Origin of the sequence: Actinoplanes sp. NPDC051346 (assembly GCF_040682215.1) — a bacterium.
Lineage (GTDB): Bacteria > Actinomycetota > Actinomycetes > Mycobacteriales > Micromonosporaceae > Actinoplanes.
The window spans coordinates 1-16,809 of the sequence record NZ_JBFBAJ010000014.1; the positions used below are offsets into that span (position 1 = coordinate 1).

15 protein-coding genes are annotated in these 16,809 nt (G+C 72.3%); 8 read left to right on the top strand and 7 right to left on the bottom strand.

Translation table 11 applies throughout. From position 1 onward, the window contains the following. Positions 1–571: IS5 family transposase (locus AB0M36_RS29630; RefSeq protein ID WP_364163938.1), on the top strand; the 571-nt coding region annotated here is incomplete at its 5' end. A 226-nt stretch (positions 572–797) separates the two neighbouring features. Here the strand turns inward: AB0M36_RS29630 and AB0M36_RS29635 are convergent. Further along, a complete protein-coding gene (locus AB0M36_RS29635) occupies positions 798–1,310 on the bottom strand; it encodes a hypothetical protein (RefSeq protein ID WP_364163941.1) in 513 nt (170 codons plus the stop codon). A 236-nt stretch (positions 1,311–1,546) separates the two neighbouring features. On the opposite strand from AB0M36_RS29635, the gene AB0M36_RS29640 reads away from it, so the two are divergent. Beyond that, on the top strand, positions 1,547–3,283 hold the full coding sequence (locus AB0M36_RS29640) for a hypothetical protein (protein ID WP_364163943.1): 1,737 nt from the start codon (positions 1,547–1,549) through the stop codon (positions 3,281–3,283). 20 nt (positions 3,284–3,303) lie between these two features. On the opposite strand, the gene AB0M36_RS29645 is transcribed toward AB0M36_RS29640, so the two are convergent. Continuing rightward, positions 3,304–4,314 (bottom strand): alpha/beta hydrolase, encoded by a 1,011-nt coding sequence (locus AB0M36_RS29645; RefSeq protein WP_364163945.1) that lies wholly within the window; start codon positions 4,312–4,314, stop codon positions 3,304–3,306. 34 nt (positions 4,315–4,348) lie between these two features. Between AB0M36_RS29645 and AB0M36_RS29650 the strand changes: the two genes are divergently transcribed. Further along, entirely contained in the window at positions 4,349–5,098 is a 750-nt protein-coding gene (locus AB0M36_RS29650; RefSeq protein WP_364163948.1) for an SGNH/GDSL hydrolase family protein, read from the top strand. A 31-nt stretch (positions 5,099–5,129) separates the two neighbouring features. Here AB0M36_RS29650 and AB0M36_RS29655 read toward each other — a convergent pair whose 3' ends face one another. Beyond that, positions 5,130–6,314, bottom strand: coding sequence for a MarP family serine protease (locus tag AB0M36_RS29655; RefSeq protein WP_364163951.1), 1,185 nt, complete (start codon positions 6,312–6,314; stop codon positions 5,130–5,132). A 32-nt stretch (positions 6,315–6,346) separates the two neighbouring features. Further along, positions 6,347–7,195 (bottom strand): transporter substrate-binding domain-containing protein, encoded by an 849-nt coding sequence (locus AB0M36_RS29660; RefSeq protein WP_364163953.1) that lies wholly within the window; start codon positions 7,193–7,195, stop codon positions 6,347–6,349. Positions 7,196–7,286: 91 nt separating this feature from the next. Between AB0M36_RS29660 and AB0M36_RS29665 the strand changes: the two genes are divergently transcribed. Further along, positions 7,287–8,861: a methyl-accepting chemotaxis protein gene (locus AB0M36_RS29665; RefSeq protein ID WP_364163956.1), complete on the top strand. Its 1,575-nt coding sequence runs from the start codon at positions 7,287–7,289 to the stop codon at positions 8,859–8,861. A gap of 11 nt (positions 8,862–8,872) precedes the next feature. On the opposite strand, the gene AB0M36_RS29670 is transcribed toward AB0M36_RS29665, so the two are convergent. Then, positions 8,873–10,315, bottom strand: coding sequence for a GGDEF domain-containing protein (locus tag AB0M36_RS29670; protein WP_364163959.1), 1,443 nt, complete (start codon positions 10,313–10,315; stop codon positions 8,873–8,875). Between the two features lie 145 nt (positions 10,316–10,460). Between AB0M36_RS29670 and AB0M36_RS29675 the strand changes: the two genes are divergently transcribed. Together AB0M36_RS29675 and AB0M36_RS29680 are read left to right on the top strand one after the other, a co-directional pair. Further along, positions 10,461–12,182, top strand: a complete 1,722-nt coding sequence (locus AB0M36_RS29675; RefSeq protein WP_364163962.1) for a YncE family protein — start codon at positions 10,461–10,463, stop codon at positions 12,180–12,182. Then, complete coding sequence (locus AB0M36_RS29680; RefSeq protein ID WP_364163965.1) at positions 12,179–13,201, top strand: hypothetical protein; 1,023 nt, start codon at positions 12,179–12,181, stop codon at positions 13,199–13,201. Before AB0M36_RS29675 ends, AB0M36_RS29680 begins: the two co-directional genes overlap by 4 nt. 6 nt (positions 13,202–13,207) lie before the next feature. Here the strand turns inward: AB0M36_RS29680 and AB0M36_RS29685 are convergent, their stop codons facing one another. Continuing rightward, positions 13,208–14,188, bottom strand: coding sequence for a DMT family transporter (locus tag AB0M36_RS29685; protein ID WP_364163968.1), 981 nt, complete (start codon positions 14,186–14,188; stop codon positions 13,208–13,210). Between AB0M36_RS29685 and AB0M36_RS29690 the strand changes: the two genes are divergently transcribed. Continuing rightward, entirely contained in the window at positions 14,187–14,393 is a 207-nt protein-coding gene (locus AB0M36_RS29690; RefSeq protein ID WP_364163971.1) for a three-helix bundle dimerization domain-containing protein, read from the top strand. The genes AB0M36_RS29685 and AB0M36_RS29690 overlap by 2 nt on opposite strands. Here the strand turns inward: AB0M36_RS29690 and AB0M36_RS29695 are convergent. Next, entirely contained in the window at positions 14,390–14,728 is a 339-nt protein-coding gene (locus AB0M36_RS29695) for an STAS domain-containing protein (RefSeq protein WP_364163973.1), read from the bottom strand. The two genes, AB0M36_RS29690 and AB0M36_RS29695, sit on opposite strands and share 4 nt — an antisense overlap. Positions 14,729–15,055: 327 nt before the next feature. Between AB0M36_RS29695 and argS the strand changes: the two genes are divergently transcribed. Then, complete coding sequence (gene argS / locus AB0M36_RS29700; protein WP_364163980.1) at positions 15,056–16,792, top strand: arginine--tRNA ligase; 1,737 nt, start codon at positions 15,056–15,058, stop codon at positions 16,790–16,792. Positions 16,793–16,809 lie beyond the last annotated feature (17 nt).

A 16,809-nucleotide genomic window follows, 5' to 3' on the forward strand; every position in this document is an offset into this window, starting at 1 on the left:
TGCAGGCGCTCGCCGAGACGGTCATCTGCAGAAGGAACCGCCCGGCGGCGTGCAGACCGAGCCCGACGATCACGGTCTGGGACGCTCTCGTGGTGGGTTCACCACGAAGACGCATCTGGCCTGTGAGCAGGGCCGTAAGACGCTATCGCTGGTAATCACCGCGGGCCAGCGCGGTGACAGCCCGCAACTCATCACGGTCCTCGAACGGATCAAGGTGTACCGGGTCGGTGGCGGCCGGCCACGGTCCCGTCCGGATCTGCTGCTGGCGGACAAGGCGTACACCAGCCGGGGCAACCGCGGATACGCCCGTCGCCGTCGGATCCGGGTGTGCATCCCGAGCAAGGCTGACCAGGACGCCAACCGCAAGGCAAAGGGGTCCAAAGGTGGGCGGCCGCCCACCTTCGACTCGCAGGTGTACCGGCTACGTCATGCCGTGGAATGCGGCATCAACCAGCTCAAACAGCACAGAGCGATGGCCACCAGGTTCGACAAGCTCGCCGTCCGCTACGAAGCCACCGTCACCATCGCCGTCATCAACCAGTGGCTTCGACCATTCCGAAACACGGCCTAGACCGCAAGATCCGGCCTGCGTACCGGCCCGGCCCTCCAGGGTGTGTGCAGAGGGGCCGGGCCGCTCTGGGACAGCCGTAGCCAGCACCGTTCCGCTGGTCACGTACAAGACGGTCCGCCCCGGACCCCGGGAACACCGCGACCGGGGCGACCGCCGCCGACCGGTAAGAAACCGGTGAGCGCGCGACAAGTGCGAACGCGCCGCCGGGGGCGGCGGCGCGTTCAGCTCAGCCGCAGAAGTTGTCCAGCGGCGTGAGCCACTCGGTGATGCCGGTCTCGAGCGCCTTGTCGAGGTCCTTCTCCGTCTTGAGCTTCTTGAACCAGGCGTCGTCCTCGGCGGTGCTGGTCATGCTCCGCAGGGTCTCCTCGCCGGCCGCCTTGAGCTCCGGGTCCTTCGCCTCGGCTGTGGCGTCGTTCAGCGCCTTGCCGAGGTCCTTCAGCCCCTCCTCGGCCCCGACGCGGGCCTTCTTCGCCTCGGCGGTCGCGTTGGCCTCCTTGAAGACCGTGTACTTGGCCAGTTCCTCGGCGAAGGTCTTCATATTCTTGCCGACGACGATCTTCTTGATCTTGCCGCAGACCTTTTCGGTGTCCTCGGTGTAGTCGGCCGTCGGGCTGGCCGACGCGGTCACCGTGGGCGTCGCCGGGGCGGCGGCGGTGTCGGTGTCGGACTTCGTGTCGCCGCAGGCGGAGGCGGTCAAGAGCAGCGCGCCCGTGGTGGCGGCCAGAATGATGCGTCGCATGAGGTGATTTCCCGTAAACCTAGAAAGATCAGGACAGGGCACGATAGGCGGCCCGGATGGGGGCCCGGCATCGCATCTTGGGGCTGACCGTGGGCCCGATGGGCGCGCGGCCGGCGGCGGACGCCGGTCGACTGGGCTGGATGGATGCCGATTTGCCGAGTTCGGCGGATCTTGATCGGCCGAGCGGGGCGGATCGGTGGCCGGAAGGGTTTCGATGATCGCCTATCGTGCGAGTCATGGCGGTGGATGCTATCGACGTACCCCAGCGGCCCGGCCGGGCGAGCGCGGCCTTCGGAGCCTTCGGCCGGACCGTGGCCGGCGGCCTCGGCATCGGCGCGCTGGCCGGAATGCTGACCAGTCTGGTGTTCCTCGGCACGGCTGGGCTCATGGAAGTGCCGCCCGGCGACCGGTTGAAGACCTTCGTCCAGCTACCGCTGGTCCTGCCGATCGGCCTGCTCTTCGGGATCGGGTGCGGGTTGATCGGCGGGTTGGTCGCCGGGACGGTCATCGCGGCGCTTGCCCCGTGGTGGGCGTGGCAGGAATGGCCCGCCCGGCTCGCCGGAGCGGTGATCTGTGCCGCACCGGTCCTCGTGGCCTCGCGGGTCGGCGCGGTGCTGGCACCGCACATGGGCTCGTGGTGGCCGCACCCGTTGATGGCGATCCCGGCGGCGATCGGGGCGGCCGCGGGGGGCGCCTGGCTCGGTCCCTGGCTGCTGTCCGGCTCGGCCGCGAAGGTCACCCACCACGGCCGGTACTGGGGCGCGGCGGCCGCCGCCATGCTGCTCGTGGTCGTCCTGCCGGGCGACACCCTGGCGTTCGGGCCGGGCCAGCGGATCGAGGTGGTGGCCGGGGCCGGCACCGGCTCGGGCGCGTCGGCCGCGGACGCGGCCATCAGTGGCCGGCTCGTCGGCCTGGCGGTGGACGACACCGCGGCACTGCGGGTGCTGACCCGCCAGGGCAGCGACCACTCCCTGTGGACGGTCCGCGACGGGCAGCTCTCCCGCGTCGCGGTGCCGGACCTGCGCGGCGTCAGCGGGTTGGCCACCGGTCCGGGCGGCAGCGTCTACGTCAGTACCGGGAGTAGCGTGCTGCGGATCGAACCGGACGGCCGCACGGTCCGCCGGTTCGAGGCGGACCGTGCGACCTATCTCGAGCCGGGATCCCCGGCCTCGAACGGCGTCCCGGTGAAGAAGACCTACAGCCCCTCTTTGAAGGGCGTCGCAGTCTCCGCCGACGACCGGTTGTCCATCGTCGAAAGCCACTTCAACGGGAGCACGTTCCAGCTCGTCCGCACGGTCAGCGACGGCAAGCTCCGCACCGTCCTCGGCCGCGCGCCGGACGGCCGCTCCGCCAGCCTGAAGAAGGGCTTCGCGGATGGGATCCGGGGCACCGACCTAGCGGTCGACTCACTTGCCCAGGCTTCGCTCGCGACCGCTCCGGACGGCGGCCTCTACGCGGCGGTCACCGGACGCGGCGTCGTCCGGGTCAAGCCGGACGGCACCGCCCACGCAGTCATCGGCGACTTCGCCGACGATAACGGCACCGAACCCGAGGCCGAGTGGCAGGGCCCGTGGAAGGACCGCGGGCCGGCCGCGCGGATGCCAATCGTGATCCGCGGCAACTCCGAGCCGTATCGCGGTGCCGACAACGCCAGCCTGGTGGCCGCCGCGAACGGCGACCTCTACCTGACGAACGGATGGATCGGAAAGGACCGCCGGCTGCCGGACTCGTTCGAGTGGGAAGGCGCCGCGAACGACACCCAGCAGGCCGTACTTGACGAGGCCCGCAGGGACCGCTGGAAGCAGGCCGAGGAGGAGGTGCTGCGGGTCACGCCGGACGGCCGGGTCGCCACGGTGGCCGGATACGCCGACATGATCGCCGTGCACGGCGACTGGCTCTACCTCGCGCAGGGTTTCCACGACGAGCGTGACGCGGAGCGGGTGGTGATCGTCCGGACCGCGATTCCGCGATAGGCGCCCACCCGACCGGCGGATCAGCTTTCGGTGAGTGCCGCCCGCAGGGCATTCAGCATGCCGGTGCGGAATGCGGTCATCCTGCGTTCCCGGCCGTCGAAGAGCGTGTCGGCGCCGTGGTACATGCCCGGGACGACCAGAAGCTCGCAGGCGACGCCCGCCTCACGTAGGCGGCCGGCGTAGTCGACGTCCTCGCGGTGGAACAGGTCGAGGTCACCCACCCCGATCCAGGCGGGTGCCAGGCCGGTGAGGTCGGCGCGGCGAGCCGCGGCGGCGTAGGGGCGGTCCTCGTGTTCTCGCGGCGGGTGGCCCAGATACGCCGTCCAGCCGAAGCGGTTGGACGGGGGCGTCCACGTGAACACCGGCCGGTCCGGGCCGGGGCGCAGCACCGTACGGTCATCCAGCATCGGATAGACCAGGAGCTGGAACCGGACCGGCACGCCGGTGTCCCTGGCCCGTTGGGCCAGGGTCGCCGCCAGGCCGCCGCCGGCGCTGTCACCGCCGACCGCGATCCGGGCCGGGTCGAGGCCGAGGTTCGCGGCTTCCTCGTGCAGCCAGCGCAGCACCCGGTAGCAGTCGTCCAGACCGGCCGGGAAGGGATGTTCCGGCGCCAGCCGGTAGTCCACGCTGACGACGAGCACGTCCAACTCGGCGGCGACGCGGCCGCACCAGGCGTTGCCCATCGCCGGCGTGCCGAGCACCGTGCCACCGCCGTGGATCCAGATGAGGGCGGCCCCGCGGTGGGTGCCCGTCGCGCGCCGATAGGTGACCACGTCGACGGCCGGTGAGTGCCGGTCGGCGGGCACGGTCAGTCGCTCGACGCGGACATCGGGCCGGATGCGAGCGCCGGGGAAGGTCAGCCGCCGGCCGACGGCGAGGGTCGCCGCGTTGGTGACGTGCAGCGGCAGGTAGAGGACCGGGTGTCGCAGCTCGGGCGGCACGCCGGAGACCGCCCGGCGCCGGAGGGCGACGGCGCTGGCGACGGCGGCGAACGCCGTGACGGTGGCCACAAGGACGCGGCGGGAGGTCATGGTCCGGCATCACCTTCTGGATAGGCTGGCGCAGATGCGATACGTGGCGATCGGGGACAGCTTCACCGAGGGGCTCGGCGACGAGCTGCCGGACGGGTCGGTGCGCGGATGGGCGGACCGGGTCGCCGCCGGCCTGGCCGTCGCGAGCGACGAACCCGTCGAGTACGCCAACCTGGCGATCCGCGGGCGCCTGCTCGAGCCCATCATCACCGAGCAGCTCGACGCGGCGCTGTCCCTCACCCCGGCACCGACGCTGATCACGCTCAACGGTGGCGGCAACGACATGATGCGCCCGGGCCGCGACATGTCGCGCCTCATCGACCTCACCGAGCGTGCCGTGCTGCGCTGCGCCGAGGCCGGGGTGCGCCTGGTGCTGATCAGCGGCGCGGACCCGTCCGAGCGGATCCCGTTCGGCGGTGTCATGCGACGCCGCGGTGATCTGCTCACCGCGGAGCTCGAGGCGCTGGCGGCCCGCCACGGCCTCGATTTCGCGAACGTCTTCCACGACACCGAGATCCGCCGGGCCGGTTACTGGTCACCCGACCGGCTCCATCTCAACGCCGCCGGCCATCAGCGCGCGGCCGGCCTGATCCTCACCGCGATGGGCTACCCCACCGCCGCCCACATCGTCGACCCGGGTCGGGCCGAGAGCCGCCGCCTGCTCGGCGAGGCCCGTTACTACCGGCAACACGTGCTCCCCTGGCTCCACCGGCGGGTGCGCGGCCGCTCGTCCGGCGATCACCGCACCGCCAAGTTCCCCGACTGGACCCCGGTCGGTCCCTGAACAGCCACCCCATCGCAGCTATCGATGATTGTCAACGCCGGCGGCACGGGCCGGTGTCGACCGGCTCGGCGCGGGCGGCACCCAGCTCCGCGACCTGCGCTATCTCGGCGGTGGTGAGGGCGAAGCCGGTGCCGGGGTCCTCGTCGGCCACGGCGAACACGACGCCGAGAACCTGCCCGTCCGGCGCGACCAGCGGGCCTCCGGAGTTGCCGCCTCGGATGAGGGTCCTGACGGCGTACATCTCCCGGTCCACCGCGCCGGCGCCGTAGATGTCCGGCCCCTCGACGCGGCCCACGCCGCCGATCCGGGCCGGCTGGGCGTCGTACGGCCCGTCGAGCGGAAAGCCCAACACGACCGCGTCGGCACCGGTTCCCACGGGCTCGTCGGTGAACGGCAGGACCGGCGAGACGAGTCCGGGGACGCGCAGCACGGCGATGTCGCGCCGCGGGTCGAAGGCGACCACCGTGGCCTCGAGCTCCTCGCGTCCGGTCCGGACCCGGACGTTCCGGGAGCCGGCGACCACGTGGGCGTTGGTCAGGACGCGCTCGGAGGCGTACACGAATCCCGATCCGACCGCACCGCGGGCGCAGTGCGTGGTCCGGGGCTGGGTGGCACGGATCTTGACCACCGAGCGCCGCGAGGCGGCGACGACCGAGGCGTCGGCGAGGGTCGGGTCGGGGGCGTCGACCTGTTCCGCGCGGTGACGCAGCCCGTGGAACATCGCGGGGAGGCCATCGGCGTCGACCGCCCGGGCGAGATCGGCGGAGAGCGCCCGGACCGGGCCGGGCATCAGCGCGCCCGTGCCGGCGAGGATGGCGCTCGCCCGCAGCTCGCGGTCGAGCCACGGCGACGACGCCCTCAGGGGCACGACCATGAGCGCAGCGAGGACCAGCACGGCGACCGCTGACACGACCGCGCCACCCGCCTCGTCCGCGCGGCGCAGCGGGTGGTTCCGGACGCAGTCGCGCCACCGCATGCCGTATCGGGCGGCGAGAAACCGCCCCAGCGCGGCCGACCCGAGGATGGTCACCACGGACACCACGCCCCGCGCGACGCCGACGAACGGGGCGGCGATCGTCGGACCGGCCCGCACACCCAGCAGGGCGCCGACGCAGAGGCCGGTGAGACACAGCGCGCCGAACAGCAGGCCCCGGCGGAAGCCGCACACGGCGGAGGCCAGGACCAGGAGGATCAAAATCGCATCGACGGCGCGCATCGCGCGCAGCGTACAAAGGGCAAGCCAGCAGCTCAGGCGCCGCCGTTGATGGCGCCCGTACGCAGGGCCCCCTCGGTGACCTTCCACTTGGTGAGCAGCGCGTCGTAGGACCCGTCGTTGATCATCGAGTAGAGGGCCGTCTGGATCGCCCTGGTGAGCTCCGGTCGGTCCTTCGCGATGCCGATGCCGTACGGAATGGCCTCGATCTGCGGTCCGGAGAGCTCGAGGCTGCCGTCCTTCTGCACGTCCAGGGCGGCGATCGGGAAGTCGTTCAGGGCGGCGTCGGCGCCCTTCTTCGCCACCGTGGCCGACGGGGTGTTGCTCTTGACGAGGATGGCCTTCTTGGCGCCGCACTTGGCGGCCTGGGCGACGGCCATGTCGACGTAGACGGTGTCGGGCTGCACGGCGACGCGGCGCCCGCAGAGGCCGGGCATGCCGCCGATGTCTCCGACGCCCTTGCCCACCACGATGGAGGTGCCGGCGTTGAGGTAGTTCACGAAGTCGGCCTTCTTCTGGCGCTCGGCGCGGTCGAACATCGAGGAGATCGAGAAGTCGATCTTGTGGCCCTCGACCTGGTCGAGCAGCTCGCCGAAGCCTATGGCCTGCCACTTGACGGTCAGACCGAGCTTCGCGGCGATCGCCTCGGCCAGCTGCACGTCCAGGCCGGTGAAGGTGTCACCGTCCTTGAACGTCATCGGCTCGAAGGTCGGGTCGGTGCCGCCGATCAGCGCGCCCGCCGCCTTGACGTCCTGGGGCAGCGCGGCCTTGGCCTCGGCGAGGCGGTCGACGGCCTTGCCGGCGTCCGATCCGCCGCCGCAGCCCGCCACGCTCGCGCCCAGAACGAGCCCGGTGAGAAGCAGGGAAACGATGCGTCGCCTCATGAGCCCCTCTTCGGTCGGCCGCGAACCGAACTGAGCCGAAGCGGCCACCGAATGCGGGGATTGGCCATACCGTGGGTCCGAGGAGGTAACCGTGACGTTCTCCATCCGGCGCCAGATCGCGGCTCTCGCAGTGGTCGGCTTCCTGCTCGTCATCACGGCCGGCGTTATCGGGTTCACCGGTACGTCCGCGCTCGCCGACCAGCAGCAGACCGTCCGCAATGCCGCATCCGCGCTGCAGGCGGTGCAGTCGGCGGACCTGGCGCGGGCCCTCTTCCGGGGCAACGTGCTCGCCGCGCTGGTCACCAACGATGCGACCGAACGCCAGGAAGTGCTCGACAAGCTCGGTCAGAACGTGAGCCAGGCCCGCAGCGGACTCGACGACGTCATCAGGTACGTGCCGGAGCTGCGTCCGCAGGCCGACGCGGTCCTCCCGGTCCTCGACGAGCTGATCGCCTCCGGGCAGCGGATCGTGACCCTGGCCAGCCGGGTCGCCTCCGACCCCAAGCGGACGGGGGCTCTCGCCGCCCGACCCGCGATGGACGCGGTGGACGCCAAGGTCGCCGAGACCATCGGCGCACTCAAGACGGCGATCACCGAACGGGTCACGCAGTCCGGCAAGGACGCCACCACGCTGGCCCGGCGGGCGGAGGCGGCGACGCTGGTCACCGGCCTGCTCGCGGCCCTCGTGCTGGGCGGCGCGGCGCTGCTGCTCGCCCGCCGGATCGCCCGCCGGGTGGACTACTGCCTCGCCACCGCCCAGTCCATCGCCGACTACGACCTCACCAACGACGCCACCCTGGGCGGCAGCGACGAGCTCGCCGAGCTCAGCGAGAGCCTCAAGCGCATCACCACCTCGTTGCGGACCGCCCTCACCGACATCGGCAACAACGCGACCTCCGTCGCGGCCGCCTCGGAGGAGTTGACGGCGACCAGCCGCCACCTGTCCGAGGGCGCGGGCACGGCGTCGTCGGAGGCCGCCGAGGCGAGCCGGGACATCGACCAGGTGACCACGAGCGTCGGGCAGACCACCGATGCGGCGCGCGGCCTCGACACCTCCATTCAGGACATCACCGCCGCGGTCGGCGAGGCCGACGCGGTGGCCCGCGAGGCGGTGGACCTGGCCGTCAACACCAACCGCATGATCGAGCGGCTGCGCAGCTCGAGCGACGAGGTCTCGGCCGTCGTCAACATCATCACGGCGATCGCCGAGCAGACCAACCTGCTCGCGCTCAACGCCACCATCGAGGCGGCGCGCGCCGGCGAGCAGGGCAAGGGCTTCGCGGTCGTGGCGGGCGAGGTCAAGGACCTCTCCCGGGAGACCGCGTCGGCGACCGGAGACATCTCCGCCAAGGTGACGGCGATGCAGGCGGACACGGCCGGCGCGTTCGAGGCGATCAGCCGGATCAGCCAGGTCATCGACCGCATCGACGAGCTGCAGCGCTCCATCTCCTCCGCGGTCGACGCCCAGATCAGCGCCACCAGCCGGATCGTCGCCAACGTCGACGTCGCCGAGCGGTCCGCCGCGGCCGTCGCGGGTTCCATCGGGCGGGTCTCGGGCACGACCTCGCTGACCCACGAGGCGGCGAACCAGACCGAGTCCGCCGCGATCGAGCTCGCCCACCTGTCCCATCAGCTGCGGCTGGTCTCGGACCGCTTCCGCCGCTGACGGCGCCCGGGTCAGCTGTACGTCGCGGCCCGTTCGGCCTTGCCGGCGTACATGGCGGTGTCCGCCCGACCGATCAGTGTCTCCCGGTCGACGGTCTCGCCGGGCCGGGCCTGGGCCACGCCGGTCGTCACGCCCACCGACACCACGGCTCCCGGCACCGGGATCGGCGCTCGTACCGTGTCGGCGATCCGAGCGGTGAGCGCGACCGGGTCCAGACCCGCGCTGCCCCGGCACAGGATGAGGAACTCGTCGCCGCCGAGCCGCCCCACCAGGTCGGCGTGGCGGACGACGCCGGTAAGCCGGGCGGCGACGGCCCTGAGCACGGCGTCGCCGGCCGGATGCCCGTACCGGTCGTTGACGGGCTTGAAGCCGTCCAGGTCGCACAGCATGATCGTCACCTCGTCGAGGGCGCCGGAGTCCAGGTCGGCCAGGGCCCGGTCGATCTCGGCGGTGATGTGCCGGCGGTTGCGCAAGGCGGTCAACTCATCGTGCGTGGCGTGGTAGGCCAGGGTCCGCTCGGCCTGGTCCCGCTGGGCGGACAGCAACCGGATCCGCAGGAGCACCAGGGGTACGACCAGCAGCGTCCCGACCGGAAGCAGCAGGCTCGACGAACCCTCGTCCCTGATCGCCTGAACCGCCGCGATGACGGGGTTGGCGCTCAGCGAGACGGCGAGCCACCAGAGCCGCTGCTTGCGGACGGTGCGGTCCACGACGGGCGGCGGCACGGTCACCGCGGCCGCCCCGGGATGCAGTGGCGCGGCGGCGATGGCCAGGAAGGCCGCCAGCATGAGTTCGGCACTCCAGACGCCGCTGCCGCCCGGCGCCAACGCCGAGGTCACCGTCGCGGCGAGGGTGAGAACGGCGGTTGCCATCAGGTAACCGAGGGTGCCGCGCCCCGCCGCCGCCATCATGCCGATCCGCAGCAGGCAACCCGCCACGGCGCACAGCACCAGGACGTCGGCCAGCAGCAACAGCTGTCCTCCCGCTGACGCGTCGCCGGGCAGGTGCGGTCGGAGCACCCACTCCCACAGGGGTCCACCGGCGCAGAGCCCGAACAGGGCGGCGTCGATCATGCCGCCCGGGTCGGCGCTCGCCCGCCGGCGTACCGCCACGGCGGTGCCGACCAGGAACAGGGTGTGCGCGCTCGACCGGGTCAGGTCGGTCAGGGTTCCCTCGGCCCGGCCGAGGTCCTCGATCCAGGTCGGCCAGCACACCTGGATGACGAAGAGCAGCACGAGCCCGGCGACGGCCAGGAGCCACGGGCGGCGGTCCGGCAGGTTGCCGTTGGCGAGCGCGGCCAGGAACGTGACGATCGGCAGGGCGATGACCAGCATGGAGACCGACGGGCGCAGGGCCGGTCCGGCCAGCGGGTACGCCGTTGCGACGACGGCAAGCGCGGCGAGGAAGGTGGCGTGCACGAGCCAAGCCGGTGCCGTGGCGCAAGGCCGGGGCATCAGCAGCTCCTTCCGTCGGGATCGCTTCCTCCATCGACCATGGCGTCGCCGACCTGAGCCTCGCCGCGCGGCGCCGAAGATGCCAATTTGGCCCCACGGGTTCCGCTGACCCCTCCAGTCACTGCATGCTGATCGAGGGGGCACTATGAGTGACTACGACCTGCCACCGCATGTCCGGGCCGAGATCGCCAGCCCGAGCCGGGACGCCCGCCTCCTGGGCGTCGGCGAGCTGGCGCAACTCGCCACGAACGCCGACCTCACCGTGGCGGCCGCCGCGCGGCTCGCCCTGCACCGACTGACCGAGGACGACAGCCGCAGCGTCGCCGCGGCGGCGGCCACGGCCCTGGGCCGGACGGCGGTCCGCGTCAGCCCGGACCGCGTGGACTTCGGCCAGGTCCCAGCACAGACGCCGCCGCTGGTCTCGGAGGTCCTGGTCGACGGTCCCCCGCTCGCCGTCGCCGCGGCCACCGTGACCGCCGCCGGCCCCGGCCTGCGGGCCACGCTCGCCGGCCACCGCCTGCGCATCGAATGGCGGCCGATGTCGGACTGGCTCGACGGGTCCGTCACCGTACGCGGCCCGGCCGGCTGGGCCGACGTCCGCGTGACCGGCCAGATCTCCACGCCGGAACCGACGCCGCGCGACGTCCTGCGGGAACAGCTCGAGGCGGAGGCGGGAATCGGCGCCTACCCCGCCACGCGGGTGACCGTGCTCGCCCCACCGGAACGCCGGCGCACCGGCGGCACGCTGGTGATCGCCGGACTCACGGCCCTCGTGCTGCTCGGCGGCGCGGCGGCCGCCGTGGCGCTGGCCGCGAGACCCGGCGGCCGGGCGCCGGTGGCCGCGCCCCTGCCCTCGCCCGCGCTCATTCCCCGGCCGCTGACCACGGCGGCATCCGCTCCGGTGAGAGCCGCACCCGCGCCGGCGGCCGTCGCGAAACAGCCGGTCGCGCTGCGCGCGGTGAGCGTCCGCAAACCGACCGCCGTGGGCACGATCCAGGTGGGAGCCGAGCCGGAAGGCGTCGCCGTCTCCCCGGACGGCCGCACGGTGTACGTCGCCAACCAGAACTCCCGCATCCTGACCGTGATCGACGCGGCCTCCCGGCGGACGACCTCCGTACGGCTGCGCAACACGCCCCGCTTCGTCACCACCTCCCGCGACGGCCGCCTCGTCTTCGTCTCCATGTACGAGAAGGACATGAGCGGCAGCGGCGTAGCCGTCGTCGACACCGCGAACCGCCAGATCGTCCGCTACCTGGCCACCGGCGTACAGCCGTTCACACTGGCCGTCGGCCCGGACGACCGCCTGTGGGTGCCGATCCACAGCAGCGGCCGGGTCGAGATGTACGCCGCCGGTGGCACGCAGCGCGCCGACGGACGGGTGAGCGTGCCGGCGAACCCGCACGCGGTCGCCTTCTCCGCCGGCCTGCGACGCGCCTTCACCGCCAACCACGAGTCGAACGCGGTCACGGTCATCGACATGCCCACGGCCCGGGTGTTGCGATCGATACCGGTGAGCCGCGCCCCACACAGCGTCGCCGTGTCCCCGGACGGGAAGAGGGTCCTGGTCGCCGGCTACGAGGCGGCCACCGCCGACCTCATCGACGCACAGACCCTGCGGCGCACCGGACCGCTCCCGGTCGGCGACAAGCCCCAGGCCGTCGCCTTCGCCGGCGACGGCAGGCACGCGTACGTGGTCAACGAGGGCGACAACTCGGTGACCGTGCTGGACGGCTTCACCGGCGCCACGACCGCGACCGTCGGGGTCGGCGGCAGCCCCCGGAGCATCGCCGTCTCGCCGGACGGCCGCCTGGCGTACGTCTCGAACGGTGCCGACAACACCGTGACCGTCCTGCGGATCGGCGAATGACCACCGCGGGCTGGGTCGCGCTCGGCATCACCGTGTTCGGGGCGCTGAGCTACGGCGCCGCCTCGATCCTGCAAGCCGTCGCCGCCCGGCGCAGCGCCGGCACGGTCCGCACCCTCGGCCACCCGTTGTATCTGCTCGGCATCGGCTGCGACGTACTCGCCTGGGTGGGCTCGATGATCGCCCTCCGCGAACTGGCCGTGTATCTGGTCGAGTCGATCCTGGCCGGCTCACTGGCGGTCACCGTCATCGCCGCCCGGTTCGTCCTGAAATCCCGGCTGCGCCGCCGCGACGTCGCCGCCGTCGTGGTCTGCGTCGCCGCGCTGGCCACCCTGGCCCTGTCGGCCGGACCACAGCACGACGTGGCGCCGGCCCAGGTCCGCCTCTGGCTGTGCTCGGCGGCCGGCGCCCTGGCGCTGATCGGCTGGGGCGCGGCCCGAACCTGCCGGCCCGGGGTGGTCGCCGCGCTGGGCGGTCTGTGCCTCGGCGGCGCCGCCCTGACCGGTCGCTCCCTGCCGGCGGCCCGGGACCTGCTCACCGAGCCGCTCCTGCTGGCGCTGCTGACCTTCGCCGTCACCGGCATGATGCTCTACGCCCACGCCCTGCAGAAAGGCCAGGTCGGGCCGGTGACGGCGGTGCACTGGACCGCCGAGGTCGTGGCACCGTCCGCGGTGGCGCTGGCGCTGTTCGGCGACACGGTCCGACCCGGATGGCACCTGGCGGCGGCGGTAGCCGGCCTGGTCACCGTGGGGGCGGCGGTCCTGCTGGCGACCGCACCGGCGACCAACGCGGTCGCCCTGCCTCCGGCGGACACGCGGCCGGCGCGGGCACCCGACGGCGAACGGATCATCTGGTGGGGTCCGCCGCCCATCTGGATCCCTCCGGTTCGCGCGCGGGCCGGCGTCGGTGGGTCGCGGGGACGCGAGCTGACCTGGAGTCCGCTAGAGAGTCCGGTTCCCGCGTCGGCCCGCCGGCCATCGCTGGACGCGGCCGCGGTGGCGGGTCCGTGGCACGACCTCTGACCCTGCTCAGCGTTGCTGTCGGGCCAGGGAGGAGGTCGCCGCCGGGTCGTCGTCGCCCGGCGGCCGGGCGGGGTGACGGAGCTGATCGAGGCGGACCAGCGCGATGCCGGAGACGATGAACGCGCCCCCGACGGCCTGCGTCGCGCTCGGCAGCTCACCGAGCACCAGCCAGGCGATCACCACCGCGAACAACACCTCGGTCAACCCCGCGAACGACGACAGCGCCGCGCCGAGCACCCGAGCGGCGGCGATACCGGTGACATAGGCGACGACCGCGGCCAGCAGCACCAGGCCGGCGATCGGCACCATCCAGCTCGTGGTGTGGCCGGCCAGGACGACCGTGCCGAACGTGGCACGCATCGGCATGGCGCCGACCGTACCCAGAAGAACCAGAACGATCGCACCGAAGGCCATGCCGCCGCAGGCCAGCGCGATCGACGGCAGCCGCGGATCCACCCGCGCCGACAGCACGAAGTAGGCGGCCAGCCCGACCGCCGCCACCAGCCCCCACACCACACCCAGCGGATCGATCTCGGCTCCACCACCGCCGATGTCGAGCACCAGCGCCAGCCCGACGACCGCGGCCGCGGCGCCCGCGACGGTCAACCCGCGCGGTCGCTCGCCATGCCGGACCCACATCCAGAGCACGACCAGCACAATCCCGGAATACTCCAGCAGCAGGGCGACCCCGACCGGCAGATACCGTACGGCGTTGAAGAACCCGACCTGCGCGCCAGCGACGGCCAGCAGGCCGAACAGGCCGACATCGCCCAGCGAGCGACCCGCCACGGACCACCGCCCCCGCAACGCCAGCAGGGCGGGCACGGCCAGAATCAGCGCCGCGACCCCCACCCGCGCGGCCACCGCGGCGTCGGCCGACCATCCGGCGTCGATCAGCGACCGCGCGAAGGTGCCGGAGGTGCCGAAGGTGGCCGCGGACAGCAACGCCAGCCCGAGGCCCGCACCGACGGACCGTTCCGATCCCATGAACACCCTCCGCCCAGCACGGCCGCAACGAGCAGAACCGTACCCGCGCGGCGCGGCGGTCGCGGAATACGTCCACGAGATCTACCGGCGTTACGAGCACGCGCCGATCCGCGACTTCCTGCCCTTGCTCGTCGAGCGCGAGGCAATCAGGGGTCTGTCCACGAGGTCCGACGGCGACGGCCCCCGGCTGCCGGCACCTCGCTAGGCGGCGTGGCGGATTCCCACACGCCGCAGGTGGTGGGCGTCCACGCCGGCGGCGGTGAGCTGGTCCGCGAGGGCGACGGAGGAGTTGTCGAGGAACACGTCGACACACTGGTCATCGCCGAGATGACAGGCGGCGGCGAGGGTGCCGAGGTTGATCGGATCGACGTCACGCAGGTCGCTCAGGTCGAGAATCAACCGTCGCGGGCGAACGTGCCGCACGGCGTGCACGATGACACGGCGCAGGTCAACGGCGTCTTCGGCACGAAGAGCGCCGTGGGGCTGGATGATCAGGCTGCCGTCGGAACTGGTGTCGACGTCGAGCGTCGTACCGGTCATCGCGCTCCCCTTCGCCGGGTGCTGTCCGAGTCAGTCAGGGTAAGACGCACGCGAACAACGGTCGACGGTTGGGCGAATATTTCACCCGTCTCAAAGGCATGTCGGGCGGTCGGCGTAGGATGCCGGGCAATCGGCCGCGTTCTCTCGCGGCCCCGCGCCGAGGTGGTGGACATGGACACGGTGGCTCACACCGTCCGCCCCTCGCGCCCGCGACGACGATAGTCGCCGACCGCGCTTCCGCGATTCCGCTGTTTCAAGCCCGCCCCTGCCATCGGCAGCTACGCGGCTGTCCGTCCTGATCTATGCCGCCCCGATCCGGGAGTACCCGTGCCTGTGCCCTCTCTTGCCGCCATGTTGTCTCGCACGGTGGCCGATGCCGCCGACAAGGCCCTAGGTGTGACGGAGTTCGCCGCGCACATCCGACGGTCGGACCACGCCGACTTCCAGGCGGACGGCGTGCTGACGGTGGCCAAGAGCATGCGGCGCAACCCACGCGACCTCGCCACCGACCTGATCTCGGCGCTGCCGGCGGACGGCGAGCTGGCGTCGGCGCGGGTCGCCGGGCCGGGGTTCGTGAACCTCACCCTGAGCGACGCCGCTCTGTGGAGGCAGGTCGCCGCGCGCCTGGCCGACCCCCGTCTCGGCGTCGACACCCCGGAAACCGGCGTCACCACGGTGATCGACTACTCGCAGCCCAACATCGCCAAGGAGATGCACGTCGGGCACCTGCGCTCCACGATCATCGGCGACGCGCTCGTCCGGATTCTCGAACACCTCGGCGGCTCGGTGATCCGGCGTAACCACATCGGCGACTGGGGAACGCAGTTCGGGATGCTCATCCAGTACCAACTCGAGCACCCCGTCGCGCCGGCCGACGGCGACGAGATCGCGACGATGAGCCGGCTCGCCGCGCTCTACCGGACGGCACGCGCCGCGTTCGACGCCGACCCGGCGTTCGCCGACCGTGCCCGCCAGCGGGTCGTCGCCCTGCAAGCCGGCGACCCGGAGACCATCGACGCCTGGCGGGACATCGTCGCGGAGTCCACCCGCTACTTCACCGACATCTACGACCAGCTCGGCGTGCGGCTCACGCCGGCCGACGCGGTCGGCGAGAGCGCCTACAACCCGGCGCTGGCCGAGGTCGCCGACGAACTGACGCGGTCCGCGGTGGCGGTGAACAGCGACGGCGCGCTGTGCGTGTTCTTCGATGACCTTCGTGGACCCGACGGCGAACCCACCCCGCTCATCGTCCGCAAGAGCGACGGCGGCTACGGATACGCCGCGACCGACCTGGCCGCTCTGGGCCAGCGCGTCACCGACCTGCACGCCGACCGGATTCTCTACGTGGTGGACGCCCGGCAGGCCCTGCACTTCCGGATGGTCTTCGCCACCGCCCGGCGGGCCGGCTGGCTCCCCGGGACCGTCGACGCCGTCCACGTCGCCTTCGGCACCGTGCTGGGCCCCGACGGGAAGCCGTTCAAGACCCGCGCGGGTCAGACCGTCCGCCTGGCCGACCTGATCACCGAAGCCGTGACCCAGGCCCGTGCCGTCGTCGCCGGCAAGAACCCCGATCTGCCCGGTCCGGCACTGGACCAGCGGGCCAGGCAGGTCGGCATCGGCGCCCTCAAGTACGCCGACCTGGCCACCAGCCGCACCCGCGACTACACCTACGACCCGCAGCGGATGCTCGCCCTGACCGGCAACACCGGCGTCTACCTGCAGTACGCCCATGCCCGGGTCCGTTCCATCCTCGCCAGGGCCGGTGGCGGCCGACCGACCATCGACGTCACCGCCGCGCTCGAGCCGGCCGAACGGTCACTCATCCTCGATCTCGACGCCTTCGCCGATACCCTCCACGAGGTCACCGCGGGCTACGAACCGCACCGGCTCTCCGGCTACCTCTACCGCCTGGCCCAGACCCTCACGACCTTCTACGAACTCTGCCCGGTCCTGCGCGCTGAGCCGGCACAACGCGCCAACCGGCTCGCCCTGTGCCACCTCGCCGGCGACACTCTGCGTACCGGCCTCGGCCTTCTCGGGATTGACGCACCCGACCAGCTGTAGGCCGCACTCTTAACGTA